The sequence below is a fragment of the Enterococcus sp. AZ119 genome (assembly GCF_050546175.1).
Lineage (GTDB): Bacteria > Bacillota > Bacilli > Lactobacillales > Enterococcaceae > Enterococcus > Enterococcus faecalis.
The window spans coordinates 144,683-170,147 of the sequence record NZ_CP172951.1 but is presented as its reverse complement, the minus strand read 5'-3'; the positions used below and the strand labels follow the sequence as shown (position 1 = coordinate 170,147).

Annotated in this window: 33 protein-coding genes; 4 read left to right on the top strand and 29 right to left on the bottom strand. The window is 39.7% G+C overall.

Going from position 1 to position 25,465, the window contains the following annotated elements; genetic code table 11:
• Positions 1-8: 8 nt before the first annotated feature.
• From IGL37_RS00775 to rpsL, 21 genes are all read right to left on the bottom strand, one after another.
• A complete protein-coding gene (locus IGL37_RS00775) occupies positions 9-194 on the bottom strand; it encodes a type Z 30S ribosomal protein S14 (RefSeq protein WP_002356214.1) in 186 nt (61 codons plus the stop codon).
• Positions 195-212: 18 nt separating this feature from the next.
• Positions 213-752 (bottom strand): 50S ribosomal protein L5, encoded by a 540-nt coding sequence (rplE, locus tag IGL37_RS00770; protein ID WP_002356213.1) that lies wholly within the window; start codon positions 750-752, stop codon positions 213-215.
• 25 nt (positions 753-777) lie between these two features.
• Positions 778-1,089 carry a 50S ribosomal protein L24 gene (gene rplX, locus IGL37_RS00765; RefSeq protein WP_002356212.1) on the bottom strand — a complete coding sequence of 104 codons (312 nt, stop codon included), beginning with the start codon at positions 1,087-1,089 and terminating at the stop codon, positions 778-780.
• A gap of 35 nt (positions 1,090-1,124) precedes the next feature.
• Positions 1,125-1,493, bottom strand: a complete 369-nt coding sequence (gene rplN, locus IGL37_RS00760; protein ID WP_002356211.1) for a 50S ribosomal protein L14 — start codon at positions 1,491-1,493, stop codon at positions 1,125-1,127.
• A gap of 57 nt (positions 1,494-1,550) precedes the next feature.
• Positions 1,551-1,817 carry a 30S ribosomal protein S17 gene (gene rpsQ / locus IGL37_RS00755; protein WP_002359348.1) on the bottom strand — a complete coding sequence of 89 codons (267 nt, stop codon included), beginning with the start codon at positions 1,815-1,817 and terminating at the stop codon, positions 1,551-1,553.
• 23 nt (positions 1,818-1,840) lie between these two features.
• Positions 1,841-2,029 carry a 50S ribosomal protein L29 gene (rpmC, locus tag IGL37_RS00750; RefSeq protein WP_002383858.1) on the bottom strand — a complete coding sequence of 63 codons (189 nt, stop codon included), beginning with the start codon at positions 2,027-2,029 and terminating at the stop codon, positions 1,841-1,843.
• Positions 2,019-2,453: a 50S ribosomal protein L16 gene (gene rplP / locus IGL37_RS00745; RefSeq protein WP_002356208.1), complete on the bottom strand. Its 435-nt coding sequence runs from the start codon at positions 2,451-2,453 to the stop codon at positions 2,019-2,021. Before rplP ends, rpmC begins: the two co-directional genes overlap by 11 nt.
• 2 nt (positions 2,454-2,455) lie before the next feature.
• Positions 2,456-3,112, bottom strand: coding sequence for a 30S ribosomal protein S3 (gene rpsC, locus IGL37_RS00740; protein ID WP_002356207.1), 657 nt, complete (start codon positions 3,110-3,112; stop codon positions 2,456-2,458).
• A 66-nt stretch (positions 3,113-3,178) separates the two neighbouring features.
• Positions 3,179-3,526, bottom strand: a complete 348-nt coding sequence (gene rplV, locus IGL37_RS00735; protein WP_002356206.1) for a 50S ribosomal protein L22 — start codon at positions 3,524-3,526, stop codon at positions 3,179-3,181.
• A 21-nt stretch (positions 3,527-3,547) separates the two neighbouring features.
• Positions 3,548-3,826 carry a 30S ribosomal protein S19 gene (gene rpsS / locus IGL37_RS00730; protein WP_002356205.1) on the bottom strand — a complete coding sequence of 93 codons (279 nt, stop codon included), beginning with the start codon at positions 3,824-3,826 and terminating at the stop codon, positions 3,548-3,550.
• A gap of 42 nt (positions 3,827-3,868) precedes the next feature.
• Positions 3,869-4,699, bottom strand: coding sequence for a 50S ribosomal protein L2 (gene rplB / locus IGL37_RS00725; RefSeq protein WP_002356204.1), 831 nt, complete (start codon positions 4,697-4,699; stop codon positions 3,869-3,871).
• A 39-nt stretch (positions 4,700-4,738) separates the two neighbouring features.
• Positions 4,739-5,029, bottom strand: coding sequence for a 50S ribosomal protein L23 (locus IGL37_RS00720; protein ID WP_002356203.1), 291 nt, complete (start codon positions 5,027-5,029; stop codon positions 4,739-4,741).
• On the bottom strand, positions 5,029-5,652 hold the full coding sequence (gene rplD, locus IGL37_RS00715; RefSeq protein ID WP_002356200.1) for a 50S ribosomal protein L4: 624 nt from the start codon (positions 5,650-5,652) through the stop codon (positions 5,029-5,031). Before rplD ends, IGL37_RS00720 begins: the two co-directional genes overlap by 1 nt.
• Before the next feature lie 25 nt (positions 5,653-5,677).
• Positions 5,678-6,307 carry a 50S ribosomal protein L3 gene (gene rplC / locus IGL37_RS00710; protein ID WP_002356199.1) on the bottom strand — a complete coding sequence of 210 codons (630 nt, stop codon included), beginning with the start codon at positions 6,305-6,307 and terminating at the stop codon, positions 5,678-5,680.
• 21 nt (positions 6,308-6,328) lie between these two features.
• A complete protein-coding gene (gene rpsJ / locus IGL37_RS00705) occupies positions 6,329-6,637 on the bottom strand; it encodes a 30S ribosomal protein S10 (protein ID WP_002389727.1) in 309 nt (102 codons plus the stop codon).
• A gap of 348 nt (positions 6,638-6,985) precedes the next feature.
• Positions 6,986-8,152, bottom strand: a complete 1,167-nt coding sequence (locus IGL37_RS00700; protein ID WP_002389616.1) for an SAM-dependent methyltransferase — start codon at positions 8,150-8,152, stop codon at positions 6,986-6,988.
• A 271-nt stretch (positions 8,153-8,423) separates the two neighbouring features.
• A complete protein-coding gene (thiD, locus tag IGL37_RS00695; protein WP_033918136.1) occupies positions 8,424-9,248 on the bottom strand; it encodes a bifunctional hydroxymethylpyrimidine kinase/phosphomethylpyrimidine kinase in 825 nt (274 codons plus the stop codon).
• Positions 9,249-9,430: 182 nt separating this feature from the next.
• Positions 9,431-10,618: an elongation factor Tu gene (gene tuf, locus IGL37_RS00690; RefSeq protein WP_002356194.1), complete on the bottom strand. Its 1,188-nt coding sequence runs from the start codon at positions 10,616-10,618 to the stop codon at positions 9,431-9,433.
• A gap of 150 nt (positions 10,619-10,768) precedes the next feature.
• Entirely contained in the window at positions 10,769-12,850 is a 2,082-nt protein-coding gene (gene fusA / locus IGL37_RS00685) for an elongation factor G (RefSeq protein WP_002356192.1), read from the bottom strand.
• 83 nt (positions 12,851-12,933) lie between these two features.
• Complete coding sequence (gene rpsG / locus IGL37_RS00680) at positions 12,934-13,404, bottom strand: 30S ribosomal protein S7 (RefSeq protein ID WP_002356191.1); 471 nt, start codon at positions 13,402-13,404, stop codon at positions 12,934-12,936.
• A 55-nt stretch (positions 13,405-13,459) separates the two neighbouring features.
• Positions 13,460-13,873 carry a 30S ribosomal protein S12 gene (gene rpsL, locus IGL37_RS00675; RefSeq protein WP_002356190.1) on the bottom strand — a complete coding sequence of 138 codons (414 nt, stop codon included), beginning with the start codon at positions 13,871-13,873 and terminating at the stop codon, positions 13,460-13,462.
• 344 nt (positions 13,874-14,217) lie between these two features.
• Here rpsL and rpiA point away from each other — a divergent pair, with 344 nt between their 5' ends.
• The 3 genes from rpiA (at position 14,218) to gpmA (ending at position 16,376) form a co-directional block, all read left to right on the top strand.
• Positions 14,218-14,898 carry a ribose-5-phosphate isomerase RpiA gene (rpiA, locus tag IGL37_RS00670; RefSeq protein WP_002364531.1) on the top strand — a complete coding sequence of 227 codons (681 nt, stop codon included), beginning with the start codon at positions 14,218-14,220 and terminating at the stop codon, positions 14,896-14,898.
• Between the two features lie 41 nt (positions 14,899-14,939).
• Entirely contained in the window at positions 14,940-15,515 is a 576-nt protein-coding gene (locus tag IGL37_RS00665) for a recombinase family protein (RefSeq protein ID WP_002356188.1), read from the top strand.
• A 174-nt stretch (positions 15,516-15,689) separates the two neighbouring features.
• A complete protein-coding gene (gene gpmA, locus IGL37_RS00660) occupies positions 15,690-16,376 on the top strand; it encodes a 2,3-diphosphoglycerate-dependent phosphoglycerate mutase (RefSeq protein ID WP_002359343.1) in 687 nt (228 codons plus the stop codon).
• 56 nt (positions 16,377-16,432) lie between these two features.
• Here the strand turns inward: gpmA and IGL37_RS00655 are convergent, their stop codons facing one another.
• The 4 genes from IGL37_RS00655 to IGL37_RS00640 form a co-directional block, all read right to left on the bottom strand.
• A complete protein-coding gene (locus IGL37_RS00655) occupies positions 16,433-17,635 on the bottom strand; it encodes an iron-containing alcohol dehydrogenase (protein ID WP_033918137.1) in 1,203 nt (400 codons plus the stop codon).
• Positions 17,636-17,748: 113 nt separating this feature from the next.
• Complete coding sequence (locus IGL37_RS00650; RefSeq protein WP_002363471.1) at positions 17,749-18,753, bottom strand: FecCD family ABC transporter permease; 1,005 nt, start codon at positions 18,751-18,753, stop codon at positions 17,749-17,751.
• A complete protein-coding gene (locus IGL37_RS00645; protein WP_033918138.1) occupies positions 18,750-19,760 on the bottom strand; it encodes a FecCD family ABC transporter permease in 1,011 nt (336 codons plus the stop codon). Before IGL37_RS00645 ends, IGL37_RS00650 begins: the two co-directional genes overlap by 4 nt.
• On the bottom strand, positions 19,757-20,563 hold the full coding sequence (locus IGL37_RS00640; protein WP_195757645.1) for an ABC transporter ATP-binding protein: 807 nt from the start codon (positions 20,561-20,563) through the stop codon (positions 19,757-19,759). The genes IGL37_RS00645 and IGL37_RS00640 overlap by 4 nt, the downstream gene beginning before the upstream one ends.
• Positions 20,564-20,795: 232 nt before the next feature.
• Here IGL37_RS00640 and IGL37_RS00635 point away from each other — a divergent pair, with 232 nt between their 5' ends.
• Complete coding sequence (locus IGL37_RS00635) at positions 20,796-21,734, top strand: iron-hydroxamate ABC transporter substrate-binding protein (RefSeq protein WP_033918140.1); 939 nt, start codon at positions 20,796-20,798, stop codon at positions 21,732-21,734.
• 38 nt (positions 21,735-21,772) lie between these two features.
• On the opposite strand, the gene deoD is transcribed toward IGL37_RS00635, so the two are convergent.
• The 4 genes from deoD to IGL37_RS00615 all read right to left on the bottom strand — a co-directional run bounded on the left by deoD (position 21,773) and on the right by IGL37_RS00615 (position 25,394).
• The gene (gene deoD, locus IGL37_RS00630) at positions 21,773-22,480 is read right to left on the bottom strand and encodes a purine-nucleoside phosphorylase (protein WP_002359338.1); all 708 of its coding nucleotides are present in this window, start codon (positions 22,478-22,480) and stop codon (positions 21,773-21,775) included.
• A gap of 17 nt (positions 22,481-22,497) precedes the next feature.
• The gene (locus IGL37_RS00625) at positions 22,498-23,316 is read right to left on the bottom strand and encodes a purine-nucleoside phosphorylase (protein ID WP_002356180.1); all 819 of its coding nucleotides are present in this window, start codon (positions 23,314-23,316) and stop codon (positions 22,498-22,500) included.
• 16 nt (positions 23,317-23,332) lie between these two features.
• The gene (gene deoB / locus IGL37_RS00620; protein WP_002356179.1) at positions 23,333-24,499 is read right to left on the bottom strand and encodes a phosphopentomutase; all 1,167 of its coding nucleotides are present in this window, start codon (positions 24,497-24,499) and stop codon (positions 23,333-23,335) included.
• A gap of 301 nt (positions 24,500-24,800) precedes the next feature.
• Positions 24,801-25,394, bottom strand: coding sequence for a TMEM175 family protein (locus tag IGL37_RS00615; RefSeq protein WP_002359336.1), 594 nt, complete (start codon positions 25,392-25,394; stop codon positions 24,801-24,803).
• Positions 25,395-25,465 lie beyond the last annotated feature (71 nt).

Below are 25,465 nucleotides of genomic sequence, written 5' to 3'. Positions count from 1 at the left end.
TTACTTGTTTACCAGCTAGCTTTCTTCACGCCGGGAATTTGACCTTTATAGGCAAGTTCGCGGAAGCAAATACGGCAAAGATGAAATTTACGATAAACTGAATGTGGACGTCCACAACGTTCACAACGAGTATAAGCTTGTGTTGAATGTTTAGCAGGACGTTTGTTTTTAGCAATCATTGATTTTTTAGCCACGTAGTTCGCCTCCTTATATTATTTTTGGAATGGCATACCTAATTGTGCCAACAATTCGCGAGACTCTTCGTCAGTGTTCGCTGTTGTAACAATTACGATGTCCATACCGCGTACTTTATCTACTAAATCATAATCAACTTCTGGGAAGATTAATTGTTCTTTAATACCTAAAGTATAGTTACCACGACCATCGAAAGCTTTTTTGCTGACACCGTGGAAGTCACGTACACGAGGTAAAGAAACTGTTACTAATTTATCTAAAAATTCGTACATTCTTTCGCCGCGTAGCGTTACTTTCGCACCGATTGGCATTCCTTCACGTAAACGGAATCCAGCGATAGATTTTTTAGCTTTTGTGATAAGTGGTTTTTGACCAGTGATTAATGCTAATTCTTCAACAGCTTTGTCTAAGTTTTTAGCATTTGATACTGCATCACCCACACCCATGTTGATAACGATTTTATCAACTTTAGGTGTTTGCATAACTGAGCTGTAATTAAATTTTTCCACCAATGATGGTGTTACTTCTTTAATATATTTTTCTTTCAGGCGGTTCATTCAGTAAGCCCTCCTTCCGCAATTTTTATTTATCTAAAACTTCACCTGTTTTTTTAGAAACGCGGACTTTTTTGCCGTCGACTTCTTTAAACGCAACTTTAGTAGCTTCTCCGTTTGAAGGATCAATCACCATTACATTAGAAACATGAATTGGCGCTTCCACTTCAAGGATTCCACCTTGTGGGGCTGCTTGGTTTGGTTTTTGGTGTTTTTTAACGACGTTGACACCTTCAACGATAACTTTATCTTGTTTAGGAAACGCTGCTAAGACAACGCCTTCTTTGTTTTTATCTTTACCAGTGATAACTTTTACTTTATCGCCTTTTTTAACAAACATTACTGTTTCGCACCTCCTTTAACGTGGGCTCGAGATTATAATACTTCTGGTGCTAGAGAAACGATCTTCATGAAGTTGTTTTCACGTAATTCACGTGCAACTGGTCCGAAGATACGTGTTCCGCGTGGGCTTTTATCGTCACGGATAATTACCGCAGCATTTTCATCAAATTTGATGTAAGAACCGTCAGCACGACGAGCGCCAGATTTTGTACGAACGATAACGGCTTTAACTACTTCACCTTTTTTAACAACCCCACCTGGCGTTGCTTGTTTGACAGTAGCAACAATAACGTCACCGATGTTAGCAGTTTTACGACCAGATCCGCCTAGGACTTTGATCGTTAAAATTTCACGTGCGCCAGAATTGTCAGCGACTCTTAAACGACTTTCTTGTTGGATCACGATGTGTATCCCCCTTTCAGATTTTGTGCTTCAATCTATTAGGAAATTCTCGTTTTATTAGATAATAACTGCTTCTTCGACTACCTCTAGTAAACGGAAACGTTTTGTAGCTGATAATGGACGAGTTTCCATGATTTTTACGATGTCTCCAACTTTCGCTGTGTTGTTTTCATCATGCGCTTTATATTTTTTAGAATATTTCATACGTTTGCCATAGATAGGGTGGTTTTTCTTTGTTTCAACGACAACTGTGATTGTTTTATCCATTTTGTCTGATACCACGCGACCTTGGTAAACTTTACGTTGATTTCTTTCTTCAGTCATACGCGTTTGGCCTCCTTCCACTATTAGTTAGCTTGTTCACGCAATACTGTTTTGATGCGTGCAATCGATTGACGTACTTCTTTAATACGTGCAGTGTTTTCTAATTGACCTGTTGCTAATTGGAATCTTAAGTTGAACAATTCTTCTTTTAATTGTTTTTCTTTATCTAGCATTTCGGCAGTGGTTAATTCTCTGATTTCTTTAACCTTCATTCGATTCACCACCCATTTCCTCACGTTTTACGATCTTAGTTTTTACCGGCAATTTGTGAGATGCAAGACGAAGAGCTTCACGAGCTACTTCTTCAGGAACGCCTGCGATTTCAAACATGATTTTACCACGTTTAACTGGTGATACCCAGCCTTCTGGTGCCCCTTTACCTTTACCCATACGTACGCCGATAGCTTTACTTGTGTAAGACTTGTGAGGGAAAATTTTAATCCATACTTTCCCGCCACGTTTCATGTAACGAGTCATTGCAATACGGGCTGCTTCGATTTGACGGTTAGTAATCCAGTGAGATTCAGTTGCTTGTAAACCCCATTCACCAAATGCTACTTCTTTTCCGCCTTTAGCTTCACCGCGCATTTTTCCGCGGAATTCACGACGGTGTTTTACACGTTTAGGTACTAACATGATTATTTCCCTCCTTTCTCAGTGTTTTTTTTCGTTGGAAGAATTTCTCCACGATAGATCCACACTTTAACTCCTAGTTTTCCGTAAGTAGTGTCCGCTTCTTCCCATGCGTAATCAATGTCCGCACGTAATGTGTGAAGTGGTACAGTTCCTTCAGAGTATCCTTCTGAACGAGCGATATCCGCACCGTTTAGACGACCTGATACTTGAGTTTTGATTCCTTTAGCGCCAGCACGCATTGCGCGTTGGATGGCTTGTTTTTGAGCACGACGGAAAGCAACACGGTTTTCTAATTGACGTGCAATTCCTTCGCCTACTAATTTTGCATCTAAATCTGGTTTTTTGATTTCAACGATGTTGATGTGAACTCGTTTGCCAGTTAATTTGTTTAATTCTTTTCTTAGGTTTTCGACTTCAGATCCGCCTTTACCGATAACCATACCTGGTTTAGCTGTGTGAATTGAAATGTTAACACGGTTTGCAGCGCGTTCGATTTCAATTGTAGATACAGCAGCATCAGCAAGTTTTGTTGCGATAAATTTACGGATTCTTAAATCTTCGTGTAAGAATTCAGCATACTCTTTTTCAGCATACCATTTCGCATCCCAGTCGCGGATGATGCCTACACGCATTCCAATTGGATGTACTTTTTGACCCACTGATTGTCCCTCCTCTTAAATGTTTAAGCTCTGTTTTCATAAAGAAAACAGCCTATTTCATGAGACTTATTTCTCTGTTACAACTACTGTGATGTGACTAGTACGTTTGTTGATTGGTGAAGCTGAACCTTTTGCACGAGGACGGAAACGTTTCATTGTTGGTCCTTCGTTAACAAATGCTTCAGATACGACTAAGCTTTCAACGTCTAAGTCAAAGTTGTTTTCTGCGTTAGCAACTGCTGACATTAAAACTTTTTCAATGATTCCAGCAGACTTGTTCGGTGTGAATTTCAAGATTGAAATTGCATCCGCAACGCTTTTCCCTCTGATAAGATCGATTACTAAACGTGCTTTACGAGGTGAAGTGCGAACTGTTTTTGCAGTTGCTTTAGCTGATGTAATTTGTTCTGACATTTGCATATCCTCCCCTCAAAATTAGCGTTTAGTTTTTTTATCGTCAGCAACGTGGCCACGATAAGTTCTAGTTGGTGCAAATTCACCTAATTTATGTCCTACCATGTCTTCTTGAATGTAAACAGGGACATGTTTCCGTCCATCATATACAGCGATTGTGAAACCTACGAATGATGGAAAAATTGTAGAGCGGCGAGACCAAGTTTTAATTACTTTTTTCTTTTCGGCACCTTGTTGTGCTTCGACCTTTTTCATCAAATGATCATCGACGAAAGGTCCTTTTTTTAAACTACGACCCATGGTGAACCTCCTCTCAAAATGTACGACACATGGTCAAAAAAATTATTTAGTACGACGACGAACGATAAGTTTGTCTGATTTAGCTTTTTTATTACGTGTTTTGTATCCAATTGCTGGTTGACCCCATGGAGATACTGGCGCTTTACGTCCAATTGGTGTTTTACCTTCACCACCACCGTGTGGGTGATCGTTAGGGTTCATTACGCTACCACGAACAGTTGGGCGTTTACGCATCCAACGAGAGCGGCCAGCTTTACCAATGTTGATTAATTCGTGTTGTTCGTTACCAACTGAACCGATTGTTGCACGGCAAGTTGCTAAAATCATACGAACTTCGCCAGAGTTTAAGCGGATTAATACGTATTTGCCTTCTTTACCAAGTACTTGCGCGCTTGTTCCAGCTGAACGGATTAATTGTCCACCTTTACCAGGTTTCATTTCAATGTTGTGGATAACTGTACCAACTGGAATGTTTTCCAATGGTAATGCGTTACCTACTTTAATATCTGCTTCTGGACCAGATACTAGGCGCATGCCTACTTCTAATCCTTTTGGTGCTAAGATGTATGCCTTAACCCCGTCTTCGTAATGAACTAACGCGATGTTAGCAGAACGGTTTGGATCGTACTCGATCGTTTTAACAACCGCTGCGACGTTATCTTTATTACGTTTGAAGTCAATCACACGGTATTGACGTTTGTGACCGCCACCTTGGTGACGAACCGTAATGCGACCGTTGTTGTTACGACCGGCATTGTTTTTTAATGGCTGTAACAATGATTTTTCTGGTGTTGAAGTTGTGATTTCAGCGAAATCAGAACTTGTCATGTTACGACGGCCATTTGTGGTAGGTTTGTACTTTTTAATCGCCACGTCTTATTTCCCTCCTACGTTGATATTGTTCAGGACTGCTTATTCAGCAGCTTCGAATAATTGAATTTCTTTTGAATCTTCAGTTAATGTAACGATCGCTTTGCGACGTTTTTTTGTATAACCTGCATATTTACCCATGCGTTTGAATTTTGGACGCACGTTTAAGATGTTTACGTTTGCTACTTTAACATCGAATGCTGATTCAACAGCTTGTTTTACTAAAGTTTTGTTTGCGCGAGTGTCCACTTCGAAAGTATATTTCTTTTCGTCCATAGCTAACATGGATTTTTCAGTGATCACTGGGCGTTTGATTACGTCTAGTAATTCCATTATGCAAGCACCTCCTCAATTTGAGTAAGAGCTGTTTGTGTTGCCAAGACTTTGTTAGCTGACACAACATCTAACACACTAACGTTATCAGAAGTTACTACAGAAACGTTTGGTAAGTTACGAGCTGATAAAGCTGCAAAGTCGTTACCATTTTCTAAAACAACTAATACTTTAGTATCGATAGACAAGTTAGCAAGAACTTGTTTGAATTCTTTTGTTTTTGGTGCATCGAAGCTTAAACCTTCTACTGCTACCAAGTTATTTTCAGCAACTTTATCTGATAATACAGATTTCATTGCTAAGCGACGAACTTTTTTAGGAAGTTTGTAGCTGTATGAACGCGGTGTTGGTCCAAAGACTACGCCACCTCCACGCCATTGTGGTGAACGGATTGAACCTTGACGAGCACGACCAGTTCCTTTTTGACGCCATGGTTTGCGGCCACCGCCACGAACAGCGCTACGGTTTTTAACTGCGTGTGTTCCTTGTCTTAATGAAGCACGTTGCATGATGATTGCATCATAGACAACACTTTCATTAGGTTCGATTCCGAAGATTTCTTCATTTAAAGTGATTTCACCGTTTTGAGTTCCATCTTGTTTGAATAATGCTACATTCGGCATTCCTTAGTTCCTCCTTTCCCTACACTTATTTAGCTTTCACAGCTGATTTGATTGTGATTAAAGATTTTTTCGCTCCAGGAATGTTTCCTTTGATTAAGATAACATTTCTTTCTACGTCCACTTTAACAACTTCAAGGTTTTGAATTGTTACGCGGTCGCCACCCATACGGCCGGCTAGTCGTTTATTTTTAAATACACGGTTAGGCGCTACTGGACCCATTGACCCAGGACGACGATGATAACGAGAACCATGAGACATAGGTCCGCGGCTTTGGCCGTGACGTTTGATTGCCCCTTGGAATCCTTTACCTTTCGTAGTACCTGTAACATCAACAACGTCTCCTGCTTGGAAAACATCTACTTTGATTTCTTTACCTACTTCATATTCTCCTAGCTCAACATTCTTGAATTCTTTAATGAAGCGCTTAGGAGCCGTGTTTGCTTTTGCAACATGACCTTTCGCAGGTTTGTTTGATAAAACTTCACGTTTGTCTTGGTAACCAACTTGGATAGCTTCGTATCCGTCAGTTTCAACAGTTTTTACTTGTAAAACTACGTTTGGCGTAGCTTCAACTACTGTTACTGGAATTAATTCACCAGACTCAGTAAAGATTTGTGTCATTCCCACTTTTTTCCCTAAGATTCCTTTGGTCATGAGTACACCTCCATCTTAATTTTATAGTTTGATTTCAATATTAACACCAGACGGTAAGTCAAGCTTCATTAAAGCGTCAACTGTTTTTGGTGTTGGGTTCACAATGTCAATTAGACGTTTGTGAGTACGCATTTCGAATTGTTCGCGAGAATCTTTGTATTTATGAGTCGCACGAATAACTGTGTAAAGTGAGCGTTCTGTTGGTAATGGAATCGGACCTGATACGTCAGCTCCAGTTCTTTTTGCTGTTTCCACAATTTTATCCGCTGATTGATCTAAAATACGGTGTTCATACGCTTTTAAACGGATACGAATTTTTTGTTTTGCCATCTTGTTCCCTCCTTCGCCTATTTTAAAAGTAGACATAGCTCCACGAAAATTTATCCGGCATGCTCGTTCATGGCAAAGCGTCCGAGCGTGTCGCAACCTCTCGCTTCACAGCCGGCAAATCAAATCGTTGATCTACCAATGCTTTTTACACTCCTGTAAACAGCACCTTTTTGATTATACTATGAAAGGATAGTGTTAGCAAGGATTTTCTGCGTTTTTTTGAAAGAATTTTTTCTTGTTTTGAAAAGCATTTGTTTTGTTTTTCAATTCTTTTCATTCTATTTTTATAAAAAAAGAATTTGAGATTCCTTTTTTACCAGAATCTCAAATTCTTTCTTTTTTATTCTATTAACCAATCCGGCGCATTGGAATATCATTGTTATCTGGATGAACCAATAAATATTGAATAACATCAATATTACTTGCTTGGAATGAGGCTGCACATGCTTGCAAATATAAGTCCCACATTCGATAGAAGCGCTCGCCTTTTTCGTCAACAATTTCTGTTTCTATATTATGGAAGTTTTTTGTCCAATGTTCCAGCGTCAATTGATAATCTCTGCGCAAACTTTCCAAGTCAATCACTTGCAAGTCGTTTTCTGTCATATGGCCGACTAGCTCAGTGACACCAGGAATATAGCCACCTGGGAAAATATAACGATTGATCCAAGCATTTTTAGCCCCACCTTGTTGGCGACTGATCCCATGAATCAACGCCGTACCTTTAGGCGCTAAATTTCGCTGAACGACATCAAAATATTCATGTAGATTTTCCGCACCGACATGTTCAAACATCCCAACACTCGTAATATGGTCAAAAGACTCTCCTTTTAAATCACGATAATCCATCAATTTGACAGTCATTCGATCTTGTAGACCTTCTTTTTCTATAATATGGCGAATATGATGAAATTGCTCTTCACTTAATGTAATCCCAGTTGCTTTGGCTCCATATTCTTTCACCGCAGTTAAAATTAACGTGCCCCAGCCGCAGCCAATATCCAGTAAAGTGTCGCCCTCTTTGATAAACAATTTATCTAAAATATGATGAACTTTATTCACTTGCGCTTGTTCTAATGTATCTTCAGGCGTTTTAAAATAAGCACATGAATACGTCATTGTTTGGTCAAGCCATTTTTTGTAAAAATCATTTCCTAGATCGTAATGGCTGTGAATATCCTCTTGCGAGCGTTTTTTTGAATGACTTTCTTTAGGAAGCCATTTAATAAATTTAGCATTGTGTAAAAAGCTATCCTTTTGGTTATACACATCATAAATCAGCGCTTGGATATCGCCTTCGATTTCAATTTTGCGATCCATGTAGGCTTCCCCTAAAGTTAACGAAGCGTTATTCAGTAAATCCTTCACAGGAATTTTTTCATTGAATACAATTTTAAAAACCGGATCCCCCGACCCTTGCCCATACTCTTTGACGGTACCATCCCAGTATGTGACTTGTGTCTTTTTTGAAAAAGACCATTTAAACAGTTGACTGTACGTTTCTTTTTCTAACATTGCATTCCCTCCATTAAATACCATTTGAAGCCAAAACAAAAAGAAGTCGCTTTCCGGTAGTTCGTCAAAACAAACACCACAGTCCGTTCTAAACTGAAGCACAGAAAAGTTATCACCCCTTCTATGTTCCGCTTCTTTTTTTGCAATTACAGTTCTATTCTACTCCTCTTTTAAAAATTTGAACATTCTTTTAACGTAATACCTACTATTGTTATTCTTTATCACAAAAAAACTAGAGCCAGTCCTTGACAGACTCCTCTAGTTCTAAACATTATGCTTTCTTACGCATCCGTTGTTCCGCATGAGTGTAAGCGCCATGCCACACGTGCCCCACATAAGGATTAACTTGAATACCGTGTTTAATCGCCGCTGCTACAAATTTTTTCGCTAAAGTTACTGCTTCTAACACCGAATAACCTTTCGCCAAGCCAGCTGTGATTGCCGCTGAAAAAGTACAACCTGCACCATGATTATAATCAGTTGGATATAATTCATTTTCCAAAAGATGCGCGGTGTGACCATCGTAAAACAAGTCCAGTGCTTTTTCACCAGCTAAGCGATGTCCCCCTTTAACCACGACATGCTCGGCTCCCATTTGTACAATTCGTTTTGCCGCTTCTTCCATCTCCGCCACGGAAGAAATTTCGCCTAAACCAGATAAGATGCCCGCTTCAATTAAATTAGGCGTGGCCACTAATGCTAATGGCAGTAAATCGTTTTTTAGGCCTTCCACACTTTTGGGTTGCAGAATTTGTGCCGTGCCCTTACAAGCAATGACTGGGTCAATCACGACTTTTTGAATTTTCTCTTGTTTAATGTATTTGCTAGCCATTTTAATATTTTGTTCATTGCCCATCATCCCTGTTTTCAAGGCCGCTACTGGACCGCCTGCAAAAACCGAAATCAATTGTTTTTCTAAGAGCGTTTCTGGCAATTCAGTTACTTCATGTGACCAGCCTGTCGTAGGATCCATCGTCACAATCGAGGTTAAACTTGAAAATCCAAAAACTCCATACTCTTCAAATGTTTTTAAATCTGCTTGAATCCCTGCCCCTCCAGTTGAATCGGAGCCTGCAATCGTCAATACTTTTTCCATTAAATCACCTAACCTTTTTCTCCAAGTATACCGAAGAAACAAGTCTGCTAAAACAGCCAATTGGCTTATTTTTTAGCCAGCCAATTTCTAAACAAAAAAAAAGACCAGAGAATAAATTCTCTGGTCTTACGTCCGAATACCCCAGTTTTTCACGCTGGTTAAAACTATAGTTAAAAAGTTAATTATTTAACGATTTCAGTAACAACGCCTGAACCTACAGTACGTCCGCCTTCACGAATAGAGAAACGAGTTCCGTCTTCGATAGCGATTGGGTGAATTAATTCAACGTCCATAGCAACGTTATCACCAGGCATTACCATTTCAGTACCTTCTGGCAATTCTACAACACCAGTAACGTCTGTTGTACGGAAGTAGAATTGAGGACGGTAGTTAGTGAAGAATGGAGTGTGACGTCCGCCTTCTTCTTTTGATAATACGTATACTTCAGCTTTGAATTTTGTGTGTGGAGTGATTGTAGCTGGTTTAGCTAATACTTGTCCACGTTCGATATCTTCACGTGCTACACCACGTAATAAAGCACCGATGTTGTCGCCTGCTTCAGCGTAGTCTAATAATTTACGGAACATTTCAACACCTGTAACAGTTGTTTTAGATGTTTCGTCTTTAATACCAACGATTTCAACTTCGTCACCAACGCGAACTTCACCACGTTCAACACGGCCTGTAGCAACAGTACCACGTCCAGTGATTGAGAATACGTCTTCGACTGGCATCATGAATGGTTTGTCAGTATCACGTTCTGGAGTTGGGATATATTCGTCAACTGCAGCCATTAATTCTAAGATTTTTTCTTCATAAGACTCGTCGCCTTCTAAAGCTTTCAAAGCAGAACCTGCGATAACTGGAACATCATCGCCTGGGAAATCGTATTCTGATAATAAGTCACGAACTTCCATTTCTACTAATTCTAATAATTCTTCGTCATCAACCATATCCATTTTGTTTAAGAATACAACGATGTATGGTACACCAACGTTACGTGATAATAAGATATGTTCACGTGTTTGAGGCATAGGACCATCAGCAGCAGAAACTACTAAGATAGCTCCGTCCATTTGAGCAGCACCAGTGATCATGTTTTTAACGTAGTCCGCGTGTCCTGGGCAGTCAACGTGTGCATAGTGACGAGTTTCAGTTTCATATTCGATATGAGAAGTGTTGATTGTGATTCCACGTTCTTTTTCTTCTGGAGCGTTATCGATAGAATCGTAGCTTTGTGCTTCCCCGCCACCGTGTTTTGATAATACAGTAGCAATTGCAGCTGTTAATGTAGTTTTACCATGGTCAACGTGTCCGATAGTACCAATGTTAACATGGGATTTAGAACGGTCAAATTTTTCTTTTGCCATTTTGAATGTTCCTCCTAAAAATATAAATTTTATTGTTTGTTTTATATGTGATAGACGTTACTAAAAATCGTCTGATCATCATAAGCTATTTTACACGAAATCTTGAAAAAAGGATAGTTCTAAAAACAAACCTTTTATTCTCAAGGAAAATTATGCGTTGCCGCCGTTTTTCTTGATGATTTCTTCTTGAACAGACTTAGGTACGTCTTCATAGTGGTCAAATACCATCATAAATGTACCGCGTCCTTGTGTTGCTGAACGTAATGTTGTAGCATAACCAAACATTTCAGCTAAAGGTACCATCGCATTAACGATTTGAGAGTTACCGTGTGCTTCCATACCTTCAACACGTCCACGACGACTTGTTACGTGTCCCATGATATCACCTAAGTAATCTTCAGGAACAGTAATTGTAACTTTCATCATTGGTTCTAAAATAACTGGGTTTGCATTTTTAGCCGCAGCTTTCAATGCCATAGAAGCAGCTACACGGAAGGCTGTTTCATTTGAATCGACATCGTGGTATGAACCATCGTAAAGTTTTGCTTTGATATCAACTAATGGATAACCAGCAAGAACACCGTTGTTCATAGAGTCTTCTAACCCTTTTTCAACTGCTGGGATGTATTCACGAGGAACCACACCACCGACAATTGCGTTTTCAAACTCGAAGCCTTTACCTTCTTCATTTGGTGTAAATTCAACCCATACGTGACCGTATTGTCCTTTACCACCAGACTGACGAACGAATTTACCTTCTGCTTTAGTCGCAGCACGGAATGTTTCGCGGTAAGATACTTGAGGAGCACCTACGTTAGCTTCAACTTTGAATTCACGTTTCATACGGTCTACTAAAACGTCTAAGTGCAATTCACCCATACCAGAGATAACTGTTTCACCAGTTTCAACGTTTGTTTCAACGCGGAATGATGGATCTTCTTCAGCAAGTTTTTGTAGAGCCACGCCCATTTTATCTTGGTCAGCTTTTGATTTAGGTTCAACAGCGACTTGGATAACTGGGTCAGGGAATTCAATAGATTCAAGAATAACTGGTGCATCTAATGCACATAATGTATCACCAGTTGTTGTGTCTTTTAGACCAACAGCAGCAGCGATATCACCAGAGTACACTTTGTCAATTTCTTGACGAGTGTTGGCGTGCATTTGTAGGATACGACCGATACGTTCTTTTTTGCCTTTTGAAGCGTTCAATACGTATGAACCACTTTCAAGGACACCAGAATAAACACGGAAGAAAGTTAAACGACCTACGAATGGGTCAGTCATAACTTTAAATGCTAATGAAGCGAAAGGTGCTTCGTCATCAGCTGGACGAGTTGTTTCTTCGTCTGTTTTAGTATCGATCCCTTTGATAGCATCGATATCTAATGGAGATGGTAAGTAATCAAGAACAGCGTCCAACATTAATTGAACCCCTTTATTCTTGAATGCTGAACCAGCTAATACAGGGAAGAACTCAACGTTGATTGTTGCTTGACGGATACCAGCGACTAATTCTTCTTCAGTGATTTCTTCACCTTCAAGATATTTCATCATTAAGTCTTCGTCAGTTTCAGCAACAGCTTCAACTAATTTTTCGCGCCATTCTTGCGCTTTTTCTAAATAATCTTCAGGAATATCAGTTTCTTGAATATCTGTTCCCAAATCATTTGTGTAGATTTCAGCTTTCATTTTAATCAAGTCAATGATTCCAGTGAAGTCTTCTTCAGCTCCGATTGGAATTTGAATTGGATGAGCGTTTGCTTGTAAACGATCATGTAATGATTCTACTGAATAGAAGAAGTCCGCACCGATTTTATCCATTTTGTTACAGAATACAATACGAGGAACTTTATATTCAGTCGCTTGACGCCAAACAGTTTCTGTTTGAGGTTCTACACCTGATTGAGAGTCAAGAACTGTTACCGCACCATCTAATACGCGTAGAGAACGTTGTACTTCAATTGTGAAGTCCACGTGTCCTGGAGTATCGATGATATTTACACGGTAGCCTTTCCACTGTGCAGTTGTCGCAGCGGATGTAATCGTGATACCACGTTCTTGTTCTTGTTCCATCCAGTCCATTTGTGAAGCACCTTCATGGGTTTCACCGATTTTATGGATTTTACCAGTGTAGTACAAGATACGCTCAGTTGTTGTTGTTTTACCAGCATCAACGTGGGCCATGATACCAATGTTACGAGTTTTTTCAAGTGAAAATTCTCTTGCCATTTTGTATGTTTACTCCTCTCTTTATTTAAATCGATTGTAAATTGACTTTCTGCTGCCACTTTACGCGACAGACAGAGAGGATCTTACCAACGATAATGAGCAAATGCGCGGTTTGCGTCTGCCATTTTGTGTGTGTCTTCGCGTTTTTTAACAGAAGCGCCAGTGTTGTTAGCAGCATCCATGATTTCTTTCGCTAGACGTTCTTCCATTGTGTGTTCACCACGTAGACGTGCGTAGTTAACTACCCAACGTAAACCTAAAGTTGTACGACGTTCTGGACGAACTTCAACTGGTACTTGGTAGTTAGAACCCCCAACACGACGTGCTTTAACTTCAAGAACAGGCATAACGTTTTTCATTGCTTGTTCAAAAACTTCCAATGGATCGTTACCTGTAGATTCTTTGATGATATCAAATGAATTATAGATAATGTTAGCAGCAATCCCGCGTTTACCGTCAACCATTACACGGTTGATTAAGCGAGTTACTAATTTTGAGTTATAAATTGGATCTGGTAAAACATCACGTTTTGCAACAGGACCTTTACGAGGCATCCGTAACTCCTCCTTCCGAAATATGATTTTTCAAGTTGTTATTGTCTTATTATAATTAAGCTTTAGGACGTTTTGTACCGTATTTAGAGCGGCTTTGTTTACGGTCGTTAACACCGGCAGTATCAAGCGCACCACGAACGATATGGTAACGTACCCCTGGTAAGTCTTTTACACGTCCACCACGTAATAATACCACGCTGTGTTCTTGTAAGTTGTGACCGATACCTGGGATATAAGCTGTAACTTCGATTAAGTTTGACAAACGAACACGGGCATATTTACGTAAAGCTGAGTTCGGTTTTTTAGGTGTCATCGTACCCACACGTGTACAAACTCCACGTTTTTGCGGAGAGTTAACGTTTGTTTGAGTTTTCTTAAAACTGTTATATCCTTTGTTTAAGGCTGGTGAATCAGATTTTTCTACTTTAGATTTACGAGGTTTACGTACTAATTGGTTAATTGTAGGCATTCCTTGTTCTCCTCCTTCCTTACTTCGCTTCTAGTTCCACACATCCAGGTGGTTCTTTTTTCGCGATAAAAAATAATGCAATCTCTGCACTCTTTATCAAATATGCTTTGATAGACAGTCAGCACGTCCCTATAAGGAACCTGTAGATAAAGCACCTTTGTTAGGATACCACGATAAGTATCAGCTGTCAACCCTCTTCTTTCGCCTTTCGAAAAAAAGCTTTTCCTTCTATTTAAACGTACTTTTCCTTTAAAAATTTTTATGACTTTTTCAAAAACTTTCTATCTTTTTTAGTTAAATAACGGTACAATATCTTTGACTATTGAAGGGGGCGGAAAACAGCGATGAATCTGAAACAAATGGTAGGAATCGAAGCTGCAAAATATGTAGAAGACGGCATGATTGTCGGTTTGGGTACTGGCTCAACAGCAAAATTTATGGTAGACGAAATTGGTCGTCGCGTAAAAGAAGAAGGATTGTCAATCGTAGGGGTTACTACTTCAAAAGAAACAGAGAAACAAGCCTTGGCCTTGGGCATTCCTTTAAAAAGTATTGATGAGGTTCCGTATGTGGATCTTACGATTGATGGCGCCGATGAAATCAGCGCTGATTTTCAAGGAATCAAAGGCGGTGGCGCTGCCTTACTTTTTGAAAAAATTGTGGCCACTTATTCAAAGAAATGTATTTGGATTGTGGATAAATCAAAAATGGTGGACGATTTAGGGGCTTTCCCACTTCCTGTTGAGGTTGTCCCTTATGGCAGCTGCCAACTAGTGCATTTATTTAAAGAAAAAGGCTATCACCCAGCACTTCGTCTAAACGCTGCTGGCGAAACATTAATAACAGATGGAGGCCACCATATCATCGATTTGCATTTAGAAAAAATTACAGATCCAGAAGCTTTAGGTTCTTATTTAGACAACTTGGTTGGCGTCGTTGAACACGGCTTATTTTTAAATATGGTTTCTATGGTAATCGTCGGTTATGAAGATGGACCGAAAACCTTACATGTTCCCGCACGTTAAGAATGTGTGAAAAAAGATTATTTATATAGGAAGGATAATATATGAAACGAATTGGTTATGCACGCACAACTATTATTGAAGACGATTTAAAAAATCAACTAACCACTCTCCAATCGTTTGGTTGTGATGATATTTTCCAAGAGACATTTGATCCTCAAGCGGAGATCAGTGTCTTAGACGAAGTCGAAAAACTTCTTTCTGCTGGGGATACACTTATTGTTTGTAAATTGCACCATTTAGGTAAAACAACCCGCCAATTAACAGACTTTATGAAAATGTTAAAGGAAAAACAAGTTGATTTTGTCAGCATTTCAGAAGGAATTGATACTCACCTTCCAACAGGTGAAGCCTATTTCCAATTAATGGAGAGCTTATCTGCGATGGAATGTGCACTAATTAAAGAACGAACACTCGTTGGGCTCCACAAAGCTCGTGAAAACGGAAAAGTAGGTGGACGTCCAAAAATCGATGGACGCACCGTCCGCAAAATCCGTGCATTATATTACGAAAACAAAGAAACCATCCAGTTTATTTCTAATAAATGCGGCGTTTCGGTGGGCACTTGTTATAAGTACATCAATTTACCTGAAACAGATGTCGAACGGCTGTATTCCTAAGAATAAAAAAGAAGTCCTTCAGATGGGGCTTCTTTTTTGATTCGATTTCACTCTAATTTTTCAGCAACTTTCACGTTTTTTTACTATTTTCCATTGGAAATCTTGCGCAAAACGGTGTACAATAAACGTGGAAATCTTATTTTCAGAAAACTAAACTCAAAGGAGAGCTTATACATGCCAAAATTAGTTTTTTCTCGTCATGGACTTAGCGAATGGAATGCCTTAAACCAATTTACTGGATGGGCTGACGTAGATTTAGCACCTGAAGGTGTTGAAGAAGCAAAAGAAGGCGGCCGTAAAATTAAAGAAGCAGGCATCGAATTCGACGTTGCTTATACTTCTGTTTTAACTCGTGCCATCAAAACTTGTAACTATTTACTAGAATACTCAGATCAATTATGGGTGCCTCAAATCAAATCTTGGCGCTTAAACGAACGTCACTATGGTAAATTACAAGGACTAAACAAAAAAGAAACTGCTGAAAAATACGGAGACGAACAAGTCCACATCTGGCGTCGTTCTTACGATACTCTTCCTCCATTAATGGAAGCAACAGATGAAGGTTCTGCAGCAAACGACCGTCGTTATGCAATGTTAGACCAACGCGATATTCCTGGTGGCGAAAACTTGAAAGTTACTTTGGAACGTGCATTACCATTCTGGCAAGATGAAATTGCGCCAGCTTTAAAAGACAACAAAACTGTCTTAGTAGCGGCTCATGGTAATTCATTACGTGCTTTAGCTAAACACATCGAAGGCATTTCTGATGAAGATATTATGGATCTTGAAATCCCAACAGGTAAACCATTAGTTTATGAATTAAACGATGATTTAACTGTGAAAGAAAAATACTACTTATAAGAACTTGTTTCTTATTAACAAAAGCGGTTTGCCAAGGCAAACCGCTTTTTTATGGATTAAATAAATTGACTTTCGGTTAAACAATCTTTATAAATCGCTACTATGTCCGCTACATCCAATGGTACATAAGCCTTTTCGGCAATTGCACTATGGGCCACAGCTTGTTGTGCCATTTCTTCAAATTTATCTGCTTCGATGCCAACTTCTGGTAATGTCATTGGAATGCCACAAGCCACAAAGTAATCATATAATGCTTGAATACCTTTTTTCGCTGCTACTTCCTCTTCTTGTTCGACTATTCCCCAAACATTTCGAGCAAACTGTGCAAACTTGCCTACAGTTTGTTCAGACAAAACGTAATTCATCCAACGAGGCGTTAAAATTGCTAAGCCAATCCCATGCGTAATGTCATAAAACGCACTTAATTCATGTTCCATTGGGTGACAAGACCAAACACCTTGTTTGCCGCGCCCTGTTAACCCATTTAAGGCTAAACTACTTGCCCACATTAAATTAGCACGTGCATCATAATCTTCTGGATTTTCTAAAGCAATAGGACAATTTTTGATAACCGTTCGCATTAAGCCTTCTGACACAAAATCTTGGACGTCCGTGCCTGTCGAAATACTAAAATAGTTTTCAATCAAATGACTGAAAATATCCGCTGAGCCAGCTGCTGTTTGATTTTGAGGAACCGTAAAAGTATTCGTTGGATCCAAGAACGAAACTTTTGGAATCATATTCGGACCACCAAAGCCTAACTTTTGATTGGTTTCTAAGTTAGAAATGACAGCACCTGCGTTCATTTCACTACCTGTCGCTGCTAAAGTCAAGATGGTCACGATTGGTAAAGCAGGACCAGTATACCCTTTTCTGGCTGCAATGACTGTCCAGATATCTTCTTCCGAATAAAAGCCCGCAGCTATTGCTTTGGAACAATCAATGGTTGAACCACCACCAACTGCTAAAATAACATCGACTTGGTTTTCTTTACACAACTCAATTCCTTTTCTAACGGTTTCAATGCGCGGGTTTGGTTCGACACCGCTCAACTCAATCAGTGTATGCCTGTTTTTTTGGGCCAAATCAGTAATTTGTTGGTACAAGCCATTACGTTTGATACTACCGCCACCATAAACAAGTAAGACATTTTTGCCAAATTGATCTAACACAGCAGGTAATTCGTCTAAACGATCTTTCCCAAAACGGATGTCTGTTGGTACATAAAAATTAAAGTTTTCCATTCTTTCATCCTCCATTCAATGCTCTTACGCATTTATCATACTATTTTTTCAAAAATCCGCCAATCAAAAAGCCGAGCAAATGACAGTTGCTTTCACAACGATCGCTTGACCCAGCTTTTGATTCTTTTTTATAACGAATCGCTTGTTTTGATTAACAAATAAAGAAAATAAGGCGCACCGATGATCGCAACAATAATCCCTGCAGGCATTTCTCCATTGCCAGGCAATAGCCGACCAATCGTGTCACTAACCAATAAAAGTAAACTCCCAAACAACGCCGCCAATGGCAATACCTGTTTTTGTTGCGTAAAACCACATTTGCGAGCAATATGTGGCGCAAGTAAACCTAAAAAATTAATTCCCCCTGTAACGGAAATCGCTGAAGCCGCCAACATCACCGCTAACAGCAACGAAACGATTCGTTCTTTTTTCACAGCAATACCTACAGAAATAGCTGTTTCGTCCCCCAATTGTAAAATATCCAACAGACGATGACGCTTCATCGCAAAAAAGAACCCGATGACTAGCCAAGGCAACAAAGCGCCCACAAAGAACCAATTACTGCCCCAGATACTGCCTGCTTGCCACATTGTAACAAAACGGTACTTTTCAGTGTCAATTTTTGATGTAATTAATAAGGTGAGTGCTGAAATACCCGTACTCAAAATGACACCCGCTAAGACCATTCGAACTGGCGTCAATCCTAAACGATGATGATACGCGATTACTAAAATCCCAACAGCCGCTAGCAAGCCGCCAACTAAGGCCACGAGTGGAAGTGCAAACGTTGTGATACTTGTCGTCTCAACAAAACTAATAAACAAAATCACTGCCAAACCCGCACCCGCATTAATGCCTAAAATCCCAGTATCTGCTAACGGATTCCGAGTAATCCCTTGAAGAATAGCGCCGCTTAAGCCTAAAGCTGCGCCCGCTAGGACCGCAAGCACAATCCGTGGTAACCGAAAATCCCAAACTAACAGTTGTTTGGCCTGACTTCCCTGTCCCAAAAGAAGGGCTTTTAAATCCATGACGGAAACAGATAATTCCCCTTGCGTTAAACTGATACAAGCAGTTAGGATAATCCCAACTATTAAGATAGCCACCCAACGAGACACTTTTTTCTGTGTCATCCTAGTTGCCCTCCTTTACGAAATAAATAAAGAAAGAATGGGATGCCAATTAAGGCCGTGATAATCCCAAATGGTGTTTCAAAAGGCGGATTCACCATTCGAGCGATTAAATCTGCCACCAAAACGAGGAGCGCACCGCCTAACGCTGAGAACGGAATCAAGCGCCGGTAATTTTCTCCAGAAACTGTTCGCATCACATGAGGCACCACCAAACCAACAAAACTGACCGAGCCAACTACCGCCACAGACAATCCTGATAAAAGCAAAATCGTTATACTGGCAAACAACCGAATACGCTGCGGATTTCGCCCCAAACCAATTGTTGCATCATCGCCAAACCGTAAAATAGTCACCGACGGACTAATCAGAATTGCTAATGCAAATGCGCCCAGAAAGATAGGGACGACTATTTTTAATTGTGCCCAAGAAATAACGCTGACACCGCCAAGAAACCAAAACGTTAACTCTTGACTCAAATTGAACTGAATGGCTAAGAATTGACTAAATGATAAAAAAAGGGCACTAATACCAGCTCCCACTAAGGTCAGACGCATGGGGCTTGCTCCTCGAATTGAATGATTAGAAAGATAATAAATCAGTGCCACACTCACGCCGGCACCAAGAAAAGAAACAACTAAAAGCCACCAATAACTTGCCTGAGGGAGGAAAGCAAAAACAAGCGCTAAGCCCAAGCCAGCCCCAGCATTGATACCCAGCAAGCCAGAATCTGCCAATGGGTTTTGCGTAATCCCTTGCGCTAACGCCCCACTCACCGCTAAACTTGCCCCCACAAAAGCGGCCCCTAAAATCCGCGGCAACCGAACCGTTTGGATGACTTGATGCGCTTGATTGGTCGCATCGAAGTGCGTAAATGATTCAATAATCGTTTGAATCGAAACCGACGTCGCACCAAACATCAATGACAGAAGCATTGTCCCCAGTAGCAAAAAAAGACAGACAAGCAACACTTGCCATTGGTGTCTATAAAATCCGCTTATGCCTTTCATCCATCCAGCTCCATTTCCATCAACTCATAAGAAAGCACTAGTGGCCGCTGTGTCTGACTATGATAACTAATTTCTGCTTGAATAGCGAAAACATCTGCTAAGCCAGTAACAGTAATCACTTCTTGCGGTGTTCCCTCATTGATAATCTTTCCCTCTTTCATCGCAATCACGCGATCAGAAAAACGAGAAGCTAAATTAATATCATGAATCGTCATCACGATAGTTTTCTGATGTTCTTGATTAATTCGTTTTAACACATTTAAAATTTCTAGCTGATGCGCTGGATCCAAATAGGTGGTCGGTTCATCTAAAATTAAAATATCTGTATCCTGCACTAGCGCCATAGCAATCCAAACCCGTTGACGTTGTCCACCTGATAAAATTGCCACAGACTCTCTAGCTAACTCAGTTAAGCCTGTTAATTCTAATGCCCATTGTATGTACTCTTGATCTTCTGTGGTGACACTTTTCCAGCCCGATTGATAAGGATATCGCCCGAAAGAGACGAGGTCAAAAACAGATAAATCGATTGTATTTTCTTGCGTTTGTGATAAGATCGCTAGTTCTTGTGCTACTTCTTTTGAAGAAAAATGTTGAAGTTCTTGGTTCTTAATGAACACCTTGCCTTTCTCAGCTGGCAAAATACGCGCAAGTGTTTTTAACAAGGTCGATTTGCCACAACCATTTGGTCCAATAATACTTGTAATAGTTCCCGCTTCAAATGAACAGTTCAGCGCTTCACTAATCACTTGACGACCATATCCTGTAGTTAAGTCCTCTGCCTCTAAATAATTCATAACCATTCCTCTTTAATTTTTCTGTCGTTATTTTACATTTATTGAGAATCGTTCTCACTCATTGTTCCTTGATTATAAAAGACCCTTCCTTAAAAAGCAATGTTTCTTCCAATCAAAAAAAAACGAATTATCTAAAAAATGCAACTTATTTGCTCAAAAAAGCAAGCGATGATTGACAAACGGTCGTTTTTAACTGATAATGAGAATCGTTATCAACTAAAAATAAAGGAGTTACACAATGAAACTTTTAAAAAAGACGGTCCTAATTGGTACAACCCTTCTTCTTGGTTCATTCTTACTCGCAGCTTGTGGTAATACGAATAAAGAAGCCAACAACGCTGACAAAACACATGAAGTAACAGATACCTTAGGCAATAAAGTAACCGTCCCCGCGAAACCCAAACGGATTATTGCGAGTTATTTAGAAGATTATCTAGTTGCATTAGGAGAAAAACCAGTGGCACAATGGACAGTTGGACAAGGCAGTATTCAAGATTATTTAGCGAAAGAATTGAAAGATGTCCCCACTATTTCCTATGACTTGCCATATGAAGCGGTTCTAAAATTTGAACCTGACTTATTATTAATCAGTTCATCTGCTCTAGTTGAAGGCGGTAAATACAAAGAATACAGTAAAATTGCGCCAACTTATGTAGTCAAAAACGGCGAAAATGTCACCTGGCGTGAGCAATTGGAAGATATTGCCACTGTTTTAGATAAAAAAGAACAAGCGAAAAAAGTGTTAGAAGATTATGATACCTTAACCAAAGGCGTCCAAGAAGACCTTGGCAAAAAGGATGCTGGCAAATCTGCGGCAGTCTTATGGGTAACCAACAACCAAGTCTTTATGGTTAGCGATAATCGCTCAAGCGGAACCGTGCTCTATCAAGACTTAGGCCTCCAAGTTCCAAAATTAGTGGAAGAAATTTCTAAAAACGCTACTGCGGATTGGAATCAAGTTTCTTTAGAAAAATTAGCTGAGCTTGACGCAGACCACATTTTCCTTGTAAACAGCGATGAATCAGCACCTCTTTTCCAAGAAGCAATTTGGAAGAACTTACCTGCTGTGAAAAATAACCAAGTTCATACCTATGATAAAAAAAGTAGTTGGTTATACAACGGACCTATTGCGAATACTCAAATTGTTGAAGATGTAAAAAAAGCGCTCTTAAATTAAAAAAATGCTTGGATGAAAATAATCATCCAAGCATTTTTTTAATTAGCAATTGCCGTTTCTAAACCAACTTCAATCATTTCATTAAACGTCGTTTGGCGTTCTTCTGCCGTTGTTTCTTCGCCTGTCACCAAGCTATCACTCACCGTCATAATCGCCAATGCTTCTACATCAAATTTTGCTGCTAAATAATATAACATTGCCGCTTCCATTTCAATCGCTAATACCCCGTATCGACCTAAACGAAAGACATCATCTAAGCTATCTTTGTAAAAAACATCATCTGACAATACGTTACCAACATGGGTAGTAAAGCCTTTTGCTTTAGCAATTTCGTAAGATTTGAGTAAAAGGTCGAAGCTCGCAATTTGTGGAAAATCATATTTAGGAAAATCATTGCGAATCGCGGAAGAAGGTGTCGCTGCTGCTTGTGCGATAACTAATTCACGAACGTTGACTTTTTCTGAAATAGAACCACACGTACCAACACGAATCAACTTCTTCACATCATAAGAGTTAATTAACTCATGGGCATAAATACCTGCTGAAGGCATCCCCATCCCTGTTCCTTGGACCGAAACACGCTGTCCCTTATATGTTCCTGTGTAACCTAACATCCCACGAACTTGATTATAGCAGACAGGATTCTCCAAAAAAGTTTCCGCAATATATTTTGCTCGGAGGGGATCCCCTGGTAGTAAAATTTTATCGGCAATTTCACCTGGTTTTGCTTCGATATGCACACTCATTCTGGTTTACTCCTTTTTTATAAAGCTGCTAGTGTTGCTTTCACTAACTCTTTGAATTGTCCTTTAACGCGTTCAGTTGTTTCAACTACTTCTGCATGATTTAAACTACTTTGCATACCAGCTGCTAAATTCGTAATACAAGAGATGCCTAGTACTTTCATGCCACTATGCACAGCTACAATGACCTCCGAAACAGTTGACATGCCAACTGCATCCGCACCCATCGTCCGTGACATCCGAATTTCTGCAGGCGTTTCATATGTCGGGCCAGAAAAGCCCATATATACGCCTTCTTTTAAATCAATATTTTGTTCCGCAGCCACTTTTTTTGCCACTTCCCGATATTCTTGCGTGTAAGCATGACTCATATCTGGAAAACGCGGCCCGATTTCTTCATCATTTTCACCAATTAACGGATTATCGCCTGTAAAATTAATGTGGTCATTGATTAACATCAAATTCCCCGGTGTATATGTTTCATTTACGCCACCAGCTGCGTTGGTTACAATCATTGAATGAATGCCTAAAGCAGCCATCACACGAACGGGATAAGTGACCGTTTGCATCGAATGTCCTTCATAATAATGAAAACGTCCTTGCATCGCCAAAACTTTTTTTCCAGAAAGCGTTCCGTAAACTAATTGTCCAGCATGTCCAACGACTGTTGAAACAGAAAAATGGGGAATTTCAGAGAAAGGAATAGCAATCGCATCGGTTATTTCATTAGCTAATTCACCTAACCCAGAACCTAAGATTAGACCGAAGTCTGCTTGTTGCACCCCTTTTTCTTTCAAAAACTCAGTTGTTTCGTTTAAATGGTTCGTTAACGTTGTCATGTGTTGCCTCCTCGAATTATTGTAATTGATTTAAAAAGCTTTGACCGTTTTCCGTTGCAGGAACTTCAAAGTTTTCAGCAATCGTTGCTGAAATATCTGAATAAAATCCTTGTGGCAAGCTGCCTTGTTTTGTCATTTTTTTACTATAAGCCAATAAAGGTACATATTCACGTGTGTGGTCTGTTCCTGGGAAAGTTGGGTCATTCCCGTGATCTGCTGTAATTAAAAGCAAATCATCTTCGGCCATAGCTGCCATAATCTCTGGCAAACGACCATCAAAATCTTCGATGGCTTTTGCATAGCCCTTTACATCACGACGGTGGCCATACAGCGCATCGAAATCCACTAAGTTAGTAAAACTTAAACCTGTGAAATCTTTGTTCATGACCGTTAATAATTGATCCACCCCATCCATATTGCTCTTCGTGCGGATAGCTTCAGTAATTCCTTGCCCATTAAAGATGTCGTTAATTTTCCCAACAGCGATCACATCATTGCCGTTTTCTTTCAACGAATCTAAAACAGTATGGCCAAAAGGATCTAGAGCATAGTCATGACGGTTACTGGTTCGAGTGAAATTACCTGGTTCACCAACATACGGGCGAGCGATAATCCGACCAATCATATAAGGTTCGTCTTTCGTAATGTCACGAACATATTGACAAATTTTATACAATTCTTCTAATGGAATAATGTCTTCATGCGCCGCAATTTGTAAAACAGGGTCTGCTGAAGTATAAACGATTAGATCCCCAGTTTTCATTTGATGTTCGCCATAATCATCAATGACTGCTGTCCCGCTATATGGTTTGTTACAAACAACTTTTCGCCCAGAAAAATCTTCAATTTGTTTCAGCAATTCTTCAGGAAATCCGTTTGGGAATACCCGAAAAGGTTTTTTGATGTTCAAGCCCATAATTTCCCAGTGACCGGTCATAGTATCTTTTCCAACAGAAATTTCTTCTAATTTGGTGGCATAGCCATCGTGGTCTGCCACTGCTTTGACACCTGTTAAAGGAGCAATAGTTCCCAATCCAAGTTTTTCTAAATGAGGAATGGTTAGTCCCGCTTCTTTGGCAATATGACCCAGTGTATCACTGCCGACATCTCCAAATTTTTCAGCATCTGGTGCTTCACCAATACCGACTGAATCTAGTACGATTAAATGAACACGTTTAAACACACTTGCTTCCTCCTCTAAGGTCGTAAATACGTCAAGAATGACAATTATTTTACGCTAGCCTTTTAAATAGTCTCGAGAATCAAACAGAATAATCTATTTATTCTCAGCTCTTCAATTATACCATGAATCCGCTATTATTGCCTGAAAGAGCATTAAAATTTTCACTGATTCCTTCGATTTTAGCAGGGCTTAAAAACTGAAAGAAAAAAAGTCTCCCACCGTAATTAGGAAACTTTTTTATTGTTTTTTTCGAATAGCCTGCTCCTTAAAAAGAACACGACTCTTTATCCAATCGAAACTTTTAACACTCCAAGCGGTCTCCCTCTTTTGGCACATTTAAATACCAGATAACCGCTTCTGATAAAATCACACCAATGCCAATGGGCGGATAAAAATAAATGCCGATATATCCGATTGCGAAAAGACAAAGATGAATGATTTTTGTTGCCTTACTATAAGATTTCGATTTTCTTAACTTAGCTGCACCTTGTGGATCTTTCACTGCATTGTCTTCATAAATGATCCTTGTTAGCAAGAAGTAAGCAAAATCCCAAACCGTATACACAACAAGATAAAAATAAACGGGTGCCCGCATCCACCAAAATTCACTCACCCAAGCAGTTGCTACCGGAATGAAGGCCATGGAGAATAACCAAAAATTATTTGCCCAAAACGCTTTTTTAGAAAACCAATGAGTTACGGACATTATGTAATGATGATTGTACCAAGCGATACAGATAAAAATAAAACTGACAATAAACGATAAAAAATAGGGGATATTTTCTATCAAACCTGCCAAAACACCCACTTGAGGAGTCTTAATTTCTAAAATCATGATGGTCATGATGATGGCAATGACTGCATCACTAAATGCTTCTACACGTGTTTTATTCATTGAACGTCCTCCACTTTTCCTATTCTTACTACAAACAAAAGTATAGCAGAAAAACCAACGATTTTTGAAAA

Bases quoted from the DNA above. Each gene is read 5' to 3' on its own strand.
- rplE (WP_002356213.1), bottom strand. From the start codon at position 752: ATGAACCGCCTGAAAGAAAAATATATTAAAGAAGTAACACCATCATTG.
- rplX (WP_002356212.1), bottom strand. From the start codon at position 1,089: ATGTTTGTTAAAAAAGGCGATAAAGTAAAAGTTATCACTGGTAAAGAT.
- rpsQ (WP_002359348.1), bottom strand. From the start codon at position 1,817: ATGACTGAAGAAAGAAATCAACGTAAAGTTTACCAAGGTCGCGTGGTA.
- rpmC (WP_002383858.1), bottom strand. From the start codon at position 2,029: ATGAAGGTTAAAGAAATCAGAGAATTAACCACTGCCGAAATGCTAGAT.
- rplP (WP_002356208.1), bottom strand. From the start codon at position 2,453: ATGTTAGTACCTAAACGTGTAAAACACCGTCGTGAATTCCGCGGAAAA.
- rplV (WP_002356206.1), bottom strand. From the start codon at position 3,526: ATGTCAGAACAAATTACATCAGCTAAAGCAACTGCAAAAACAGTTCGC.
- rpsS (WP_002356205.1), bottom strand. From the start codon at position 3,826: ATGGGTCGTAGTTTAAAAAAAGGACCTTTCGTCGATGATCATTTGATG.
- IGL37_RS00720 (WP_002356203.1), bottom strand. From the start codon at position 5,029: ATGGAATTACTAGACGTAATCAAACGCCCAGTGATCACTGAAAAATCC.
- rplD (WP_002356200.1), bottom strand. From the start codon at position 5,652: ATGCCGAATGTAGCATTATTCAAACAAGATGGAACTCAAAACGGTGAA.
- rplC (WP_002356199.1), bottom strand. From the start codon at position 6,307: ATGACCAAAGGAATCTTAGGGAAAAAAGTGGGAATGACACAAATCTTT.
- rpsJ (WP_002389727.1), bottom strand. From the start codon at position 6,637: ATGGCAAAACAAAAAATTCGTATCCGTTTAAAAGCGTATGAACACCGT.
- IGL37_RS00700 (WP_002389616.1), bottom strand. From the start codon at position 8,152: ATGTTAGAAAAAGAAACGTACAGTCAACTGTTTAAATGGTCTTTTTCA.
- thiD (WP_033918136.1), bottom strand. From the start codon at position 9,248: ATGGAAAAAGTATTGACGATTGCAGGCTCCGATTCAACTGGAGGGGCA.
- tuf (WP_002356194.1), bottom strand. From the start codon at position 10,618: ATGGCAAAAGAAAAATTTGACCGTTCTAAATCCCATGTTAACATTGGT.
- fusA (WP_002356192.1), bottom strand. From the start codon at position 12,850: ATGGCAAGAGAATTTTCACTTGAAAAAACTCGTAACATTGGTATCATG.
- rpsG (WP_002356191.1), bottom strand. From the start codon at position 13,404: ATGCCTCGTAAAGGTCCTGTTGCAAAACGTGATGTTTTACCAGATCCA.
- rpsL (WP_002356190.1), bottom strand. From the start codon at position 13,873: ATGCCTACAATTAACCAATTAGTACGTAAACCTCGTAAATCTAAAGTA.
- rpiA (WP_002364531.1), top strand. From the start codon at position 14,218: ATGAATCTGAAACAAATGGTAGGAATCGAAGCTGCAAAATATGTAGAA.
- IGL37_RS00665 (WP_002356188.1), top strand. From the start codon at position 14,940: ATGAAACGAATTGGTTATGCACGCACAACTATTATTGAAGACGATTTA.
- gpmA (WP_002359343.1), top strand. From the start codon at position 15,690: ATGCCAAAATTAGTTTTTTCTCGTCATGGACTTAGCGAATGGAATGCC.
- IGL37_RS00655 (WP_033918137.1), bottom strand. From the start codon at position 17,635: ATGGAGGATGAAAGAATGGAAAACTTTAATTTTTATGTACCAACAGAC.
- IGL37_RS00650 (WP_002363471.1), bottom strand. From the start codon at position 18,753: ATGACACAGAAAAAAGTGTCTCGTTGGGTGGCTATCTTAATAGTTGGG.
- IGL37_RS00645 (WP_033918138.1), bottom strand. From the start codon at position 19,760: ATGAAAGGCATAAGCGGATTTTATAGACACCAATGGCAAGTGTTGCTT.
- IGL37_RS00640 (WP_195757645.1), bottom strand. From the start codon at position 20,563: ATGGTTATGAATTATTTAGAGGCAGAGGACTTAACTACAGGATATGGT.
- IGL37_RS00635 (WP_033918140.1), top strand. From the start codon at position 20,796: ATGAAACTTTTAAAAAAGACGGTCCTAATTGGTACAACCCTTCTTCTT.
- deoD (WP_002359338.1), bottom strand. From the start codon at position 22,480: ATGAGTGTGCATATCGAAGCAAAACCAGGTGAAATTGCCGATAAAATT.
- IGL37_RS00625 (WP_002356180.1), bottom strand. From the start codon at position 23,316: ATGACAACGTTAACGAACCATTTAAACGAAACAACTGAGTTTTTGAAA.
- IGL37_RS00615 (WP_002359336.1), bottom strand. From the start codon at position 25,394: ATGAATAAAACACGTGTAGAAGCATTTAGTGATGCAGTCATTGCCATC.